The sequence below is a fragment of the Nostoc sp. genome (genome assembly GCF_041747015.1).
In the GTDB taxonomy this organism is placed as follows: Bacteria; Cyanobacteriota; Cyanobacteriia; order Cyanobacteriales; family Nostocaceae; genus Nostoc.
Genome location: NZ_JBGTFY010000295.1, coordinates 1 through 6548, shown reverse-complemented (window position 1 = coordinate 6548; position 6548 = coordinate 1). Strand labels below are relative to the sequence as shown.

Genomic DNA, 6548 nt, shown 5'->3' with positions numbered 1-6548 from the left:
TGCCCCCTAATGTGCGATAGATGCTTTACTCATTAGCATACTACTTAACACATTTCATGCTCAAATTATACATTTTACATACATACTTCAAGAAAATAATCTGTATTTTTCACTACAAAATTAGATGCGCTTACCCTGCATCTAGATGTTTTAACTCCTAATAGAACAACCTACAGACTTGAAGGAGGTTTGCTAGACAAATGGTATATGGATATAAAGACAGCAGGAATACATACATTTTCCCCTGCTGAGAAAATTGCAAATAATCTCTCTAAAGCTCAAGCTGAAGCGGTTAACAACTGTGAAAAAGAACTTAAAACTCTCTTAAAAGAACCAAGTCAAGCAGGCTTTGCTATTGTCGAAGAATTTGTTGATCGGGTATTACGTGCTGAAGGTGTCCGTACTGAATGGCAGATTTTCTTACAAGAAGTTGCTTCAGATGTTTGGATTGATGAGTTTGGCACAACTATGGAACGTACCCAACTTAGACGAGACTGGATGCAGAGAATAGGGGAAGTCGATCATCTAAAGCAGCCAGATGCACTAAACTTTTTACGATAAGTTGTTAGCAGTACATAGATTATGGTGTTGCTTAAAGAGTTATATCATGTCCGCTGAATTGCCCATAAGAAAAGAATCTCACCCCGCCTATAGCTAAAGCTATAAGCTCCCCTCTGCGTCGTTTGTACAATGCACCAGCTACTAGTTGAGGGAGATTTTGAAATCTTTTGCGATCGCATCTCTCTTCTAAGGTGCGTTGCGTCTTGCAATAACGCACCTACTACTAGCAATTTGAGAGCATTAACAAAGTTTGCGTAGGCGTAGCCCGTCGTAGACATCACCTGCTACCCAAATCTAAGTGATCGCACAATCGGTAACGCGATATTATAGAACAAACAGGAAAGCGGTTTTTGGATTCTGCCAATGTCTGCAAAAGATATTGTCCACGAAACAGTCAAGCAGGCTCTTGAAAAAGAAAACTGGGTGGTTTACAGACGACCCATTAAAGCTTAAATTTGGAAATGTCAACTTTCAAATTGATTTGGGTGCAGAACGGGTATTAGCAGCCCAAAGAGCAGATGAAAAAATAGCCGTTGAAATCAAAAGCTTTCTAAATCCTTCCGCAATCACTGATTTTTATGCTGCTTTGGGACAATTTCTTAGCTATCGTCTTGCTATAGAACCTATTGAACCAGACCGAACTTTGTATATGGCAGTTCCATTAGATACTTACCAAACCTTTTTTCAATTTGAGTTTACACAAACGGCGATAGAAAGATATCAGATTTTGTTAATCGTATACGATTCCGAAAATGAGGTGATTGTGCAATGGATAAACTAGCAAAGTATAGAGAATATATTCAAACATTACTGACTCGTTATGCAAGTGATGATAAATCAGATCATGAAGTAGAAGTTCAACTTATTCTTGATGCAGAGCGAGATCATTATCAGTGGATGAATGTTGGCTGGCAAGGATCTAACCGTATTTATCGATGCATTATACATTTTGATATTAGAGATGGTAAAATTTGGCTTCAGCAGAATTTGACTGATCAAAATCCAGCTGAGGAGTTAGTTGCTATGGGAGTATTAAAGGAAGACATTGTGCTGGGTTTACAACCTCCATATAAACGACAGTACACAGAATATGGTATAGCTTAAATTTTCTTATTTATTGGGTGCATTGTTGCAAAGACGGAATGCACCATGATCTCAAGGGATTTGATAATATTAACAAAGTGAGCGACGCCGAATAGCCCGTCGTAGACATCGCTTGCTTAAAATCCAACTAAGGCGATCGCTTATCAAATCTTCAATTTTACCTAGACTTTATGAAATAATTGATCATACCTAAAATTATTATATGAGCCGGATAGAACACATAGAACCATCTAGCCCGTGAACCTTGTTTACCATTGAACTGAAAGACAATGAATCCTGCAAAAATTGCCCAAACTTGAAATATATAATGCATAGATAAAATTACTAAAATAAAGTGAAAAATGCACCAGCAGAGCAACCAGACTAGGGGTTTTAGTTTCTCTGTTAGAGACATCAATAAAATTACTCCAATCCCATATACTCCATACTCAAAGCCCAAGCCCACGGCAGCTGCTGCACACAATCCAGTAATTATTAATTGCTGCCATAATTGCGGGTAACGCTTTACTAAGCGCAACATCACAAGTCCCAGAAAAAGCGTGAAGAGAATATTAGGTGATAAGCTCTGGAAAACAACAGTATAGATTGGCTGAGATATAATTGCTGTAATTAATAGCCTGCTTCCATAGCGGTACACATTTTGGGTATGTTTTTCGCCTTTAGCCAAAAGCCATGCAAACAAAGGAAAGCTCAATCGCCCAAAAAAGTGCAATGTTAATAACTCTGGCATTAGCAAATAGCACACATGATCCATAAGCATGAACAATGCTGCTAAGATTTTAATACTGAAAGCTGAAACTTTTATCACAACCCTACAGTTACCTTGTATTCTTTGATATAAAATCCCAAAAATCTTATTAATTTAATATAATATTTATTCAAAATCCTAGCAATTTGATAACATTAACAAAAAGGCGATGTCTACGATGGGCTATTCGGCGTAGCCCCCTTCAGCAGAGAAAGCAAAAACACTATGGCAAAGCGTAAGAAAAGCAATCTCCAGTGGATTAAAGAAACCCTTGAACTAAAACCTGACCATCGTTGGGAATCTCCATCAGGCTACAAAATATTTGTAGCAGATCGAGGCGCTGTTCGCTTCAACGTTCCCCAGGATTGGGTTTTTGAGCCACAAGAAAAATCATTTAAGTTCCTCGATAAAAAACCACCCGACGATGATTGCTGCCTAGAAGTATCTTTCAATCGCCTGCCACCCAATGACTGGAGCCAGTTTCCGCTAAAATCTACCTTGAAGAAAATCATGGAAGACGACAGTCGCAACGTCATTGCTAAGGGAGAAATTGTTACCATCAAGCGCCAAACCGCCAGAATTGTTTGGACAGAGATGAAGTTTATTGACACTCAAGCAGAACCACGGGAAGCTTTTTCGCGGACTTGCATTGGTTTAGGGTCAAATGTTCAGTGCTTGATTACATTCGATTATTGGGTAGATCAAGCAGAGCCGCTAATACCCATTTGGGATGAAGCAATCCGTAGTCTCACACTAGGGTTGTATATTCGTGACCCCATGACTGGTCTGGCTTTTCCAGACTAAGTTACAAGAATGAATTGTGAGCATCTATTAAATTGAGGTGATGTTTACGATGGTCGTAGTTGTAAGACCTCGCAATTTCTATGTGCTAAATTTGGAGCGGGATAGTAACAAAGTTACAAAGCTATAGTTGAGGTTCCATAAGCCTAACTGGTGCGCCATCCTCTGGTATGAGCGGATACCGCCGAGTGCTTTAAACTATACCATCGTTTGATTAGCTCAGTTGGTAGAGCGATCGACTCATAATCGATGGGTCACAGGTTCGACTCCTGTATCAAACCCCAGAAAGTTAGCTCACTGGTAGAGCAATCGACTCATAATCGATGTGTTGTAGGTTCAATTCCTACACTTTCCACCAACCCTGTCCGGGTTAAAAGACACTACTCTGTCACAGTAGCCAATATGGTACGGGAGAAATCCCCAAACGGTTCGAGTCCGTCATTTTCCAAACTCTGCGGTGCAAGTGTTCTGCTATCGGTCATTACTCGTAAGGGTGATGTTCGGTAGCCACAGTTAAGGAGCAAGCGCAACTGCATTTCTCCCTAACTTGAGTATGTTCCTTCGTTTTCTAAATCTAGTTTTCCTTCGGTGATTCTAGATTAGCAACCGAACGGCATATTTGAGCGCGGTTCTCTTTTTCTAGATTGCCATTGAGCAGTCTCTTGAAAAGTAACAGCAATCTTAATCCAGTTTTGGAGATGCTTTTGCCCACACCTGAACTGTAAACATTTGTACTGGCAGAGTAAAAAAATATTTTGTATTATATAGTAGTACAAGCAGCTAAAACCAATCCTTTAGCCTTTTTCACAAGTTTGCAAACTCCACTACTTAAGCTGTGAGACAGGGATGTGACAGTCCGAACTCTCAGCCGGATTGTGCCTAACCCAGACTTTCCCCTCGAAGATGTACTCATTGAAAAACATCCCGACTTTGTTGCTGCCTACTGTGAAATAGTGCAATTACTAACTTCGCAAGTTGCAATTGTGCGGTATCGAGGGAAAGTTATTTCTATTTTGCCGCCCACAAGTCGCAAGCTGTTTTGGCAGGGTATTGAAGTGGAAATTCTCGACATCAGCGCTGATGCTCAGTTACAGTCTGCTTTAGTGGCTGAGTTAGTTGAGGGTTCAACAGAAGTAAAATTGCTCAGTCGCAATTGTTTGCATATTTGCCAAGTTCCGGCACAGCACATTGGATTAGTATATATAAATCAAGAGTATCAAGGGCAGCGATCGCCAGGAGTACACGCTTGGTGGTTATTTGGACGCTCTTTTCAAACCGAAACCATTGACCTACGACTACAAAATATGGAAGTATCCGGTCAAGACATCCTTTCTAAAGATAAAGTACCTCTGCGGTTGAACTTAACGGCTGGCTTCCGCATTCAAGATCCATTGAGAGCAAAAAGTGCCTTGTCAGATATTTCCGGCTTCTTATACAAAGAATTACAGTTTGCTTTGCGTGGTGCGATCGGCGAACGAAGTTTAGATGCATTATTAGAAGATAAAGGTGCGATCGATAGAAGCATCTCTGAATACATTCGCCAGAAAGCCGCAGACTATGGAATTGAAGTAGATTCTGTAGGTGTCAAAGATATTATTTTACCTGGTGAGATTAAGGCTATTTTGAGCAAAGTAGTCGAGGCAGAAAAAACGGCTCAAGCAAACGTAGTCAGACGTAGAGAAGAAACCGCCGCTACCCGCAGTATGCTCAACACTGCCAAAGTGATGGAGGATAACCCCGTCGCATTGCGTTTGAAGGAACTCGAAGTATTAGAGCGGATTGCAGAGAAGATTGATCGGATTCAAGTTAACGGCAGTTTGGATAGTATTTTAACAGACTTGATTCGGATGAATCCGCAATAAAAAGGGCGGTTATAAACTGCATCTAGACAGGTAAAACCCACCTGCGTGGGTTTCAAACCCTCAATTTTTCCTTATTGCTTGTGTAGCTGCGAATTCCATTCGCCCTGGCTCTAAGTAGACACCAATGGATAGGACGTGGCTATGGTTCTTATATATCCTTATCGACTGAATGATTGTATAAAAATTTTCCATACAATAAGTAGTTTTCCTGAAATTCTTTAGTAAAATTTATTGCTAACCTGAGTTCGACGTAATAAAATTAGCTACAAGTACTTCCTGACAAGAGTTACAGTATTTTCTCGTAGTTGTTATATTGTCAATAAATAAAAATTATTGACAATATATTGCGATCTGACCACTTCAATCAGTAATTTTTTTTACGAAATATTAAATAATATGATGAATCAAAGTAAGTACAGTACCACATATCCGACAATCAAATAATTATTTTTTTGATAAAAATGAGAGGATTATGTATGGAATTGGAAAAAGTGTTTTGTGAAATAGATGATTTTTGTGCAACTTTTGAAAAGACCTTTAAACCTAAAATCATTACATCTCAAAAACAACAAAGACAAAATAAGTGTCAACTATGCTTAAGTGAAGTTATGACAATAATAGTCTATTTTCATCATTCTAGTTATCGAACCTTCAAGGACTATTATAAAAAGAGTTTAGTAAAATATTATCAAAAATAATTTCCGCAACTAGTAAGTTATAATAGATTTGTGGAATTAATGCCTCATGCTTTAATACCTTTAATTTCATACTTAAATTCTCGGAAAGGTGACATTACTAGGATTAGTTTTATCGACAGTACAGCAATTCCGATTTGTCACCCAAAAAGGGCGAAAAAAAATAAAGTTTTTAGAGATTTATCGGGTTGGGGCAAGAGTTCTGTGGCTTGGTATTTTGGCTTTAAACTTCACTTAATTATTAATGAACGAGGGGAATTATTGGCTTTTCAAGTAACTCCTGGAAATACAGATGATCGAGTGCCTGTTCCAACTTTAACTGACAAATTATGGGGTAGTTTTTTTGGCGACAAAGGGTATATTTCTAAAAAATTATGGCAGGAACTTTGGTCAAATAACATCAAGCTAATTACGCCATTCAAGAAAAATATGAACAATAAACTAGTTGAGCTATGGGAAAAATTAATGCTGAGAAAAAGGTCATTAATTGAAACAGTTAATGACCAATTAAAGAATATTTCACAAGTTGTTCATTCTCGTCATAGAAGTGTAAAAAATTTTATGGTTAACCTAGTTGCAGGTTTAATTGCTTATACTTTTCAAGAGAAAAAACCTTCTTTGAAACTAGCTGAAAATGAAGTCACAAATTTACCTGCTTTGTTAGTTTAATTATTCTTTTAATTGAAGTAAATTATTTAACTTAATTTCCCAAAATAGCAGTTTTTGGATTAGTTTATTTTGACTATCTATTCTCAATAAGAATTGCTAATTGATAGA

At 38.2% G+C, this 6548-nt stretch carries 4 protein-coding genes, 2 tRNA genes and 3 pseudogenes; 8 read left to right on the top strand and 1 reads right to left on the bottom strand.

Annotation, left to right across the window (positions count from 1 at the left end):
* Positions 1-207: 207 nt before the first annotated feature.
* From ACEW80_RS23875 to ACEW80_RS23865, 3 genes and pseudogenes are all read left to right on the top strand, one after another.
* Complete coding sequence (locus ACEW80_RS23875; protein ID WP_373528970.1) at positions 208-561, top strand: hypothetical protein; 354 nt, start codon at positions 208-210, stop codon at positions 559-561.
* Between the two features lie 363 nt (positions 562-924).
* Positions 925-1342: pseudogene (locus ACEW80_RS23870) on the top strand (XisH family protein).
* On the top strand, positions 1330-1665 hold the full coding sequence (locus ACEW80_RS23865) for a XisI protein (RefSeq protein WP_373528969.1): 336 nt from the start codon (positions 1330-1332) through the stop codon (positions 1663-1665). Before ACEW80_RS23870 ends, ACEW80_RS23865 begins: the two are co-directional and overlap by 13 nt.
* Before the next feature lie 157 nt (positions 1666-1822).
* On the opposite strand, the gene ACEW80_RS23860 is transcribed toward ACEW80_RS23865, so the two are convergent.
* Positions 1823-2473 (bottom strand): TraX family protein, encoded by a 651-nt coding sequence (locus tag ACEW80_RS23860; protein ID WP_373528968.1) that lies wholly within the window; start codon positions 2471-2473, stop codon positions 1823-1825.
* A gap of 165 nt (positions 2474-2638) precedes the next feature.
* Between ACEW80_RS23860 and ACEW80_RS23855 the strand changes: the two genes are divergently transcribed.
* The 5 genes and pseudogenes from ACEW80_RS23855 to ACEW80_RS23835 all read left to right on the top strand — a co-directional run bounded on the left by ACEW80_RS23855 (position 2639) and on the right by ACEW80_RS23835 (position 6440).
* On the top strand, positions 2639-3217 hold the full coding sequence (locus ACEW80_RS23855; protein WP_373528967.1) for a hypothetical protein: 579 nt from the start codon (positions 2639-2641) through the stop codon (positions 3215-3217).
* Between the two features lie 205 nt (positions 3218-3422).
* Positions 3423-3498, top strand: a tRNA-Met gene (locus ACEW80_RS23850).
* A tRNA-Ile gene (locus ACEW80_RS23845) sits at positions 3498-3572 on the top strand. Before ACEW80_RS23850 ends, ACEW80_RS23845 begins: the two co-directional genes overlap by 1 nt.
* A gap of 481 nt (positions 3573-4053) precedes the next feature.
* A pseudogene (locus ACEW80_RS23840) lies at positions 4054-5076 on the top strand (slipin family protein); the annotation flags it as partial.
* Between the two features lie 476 nt (positions 5077-5552).
* A pseudogene (locus ACEW80_RS23835) lies at positions 5553-6440 on the top strand (IS982 family transposase).
* Positions 6441-6548: the final 108 nt, after the last annotated feature.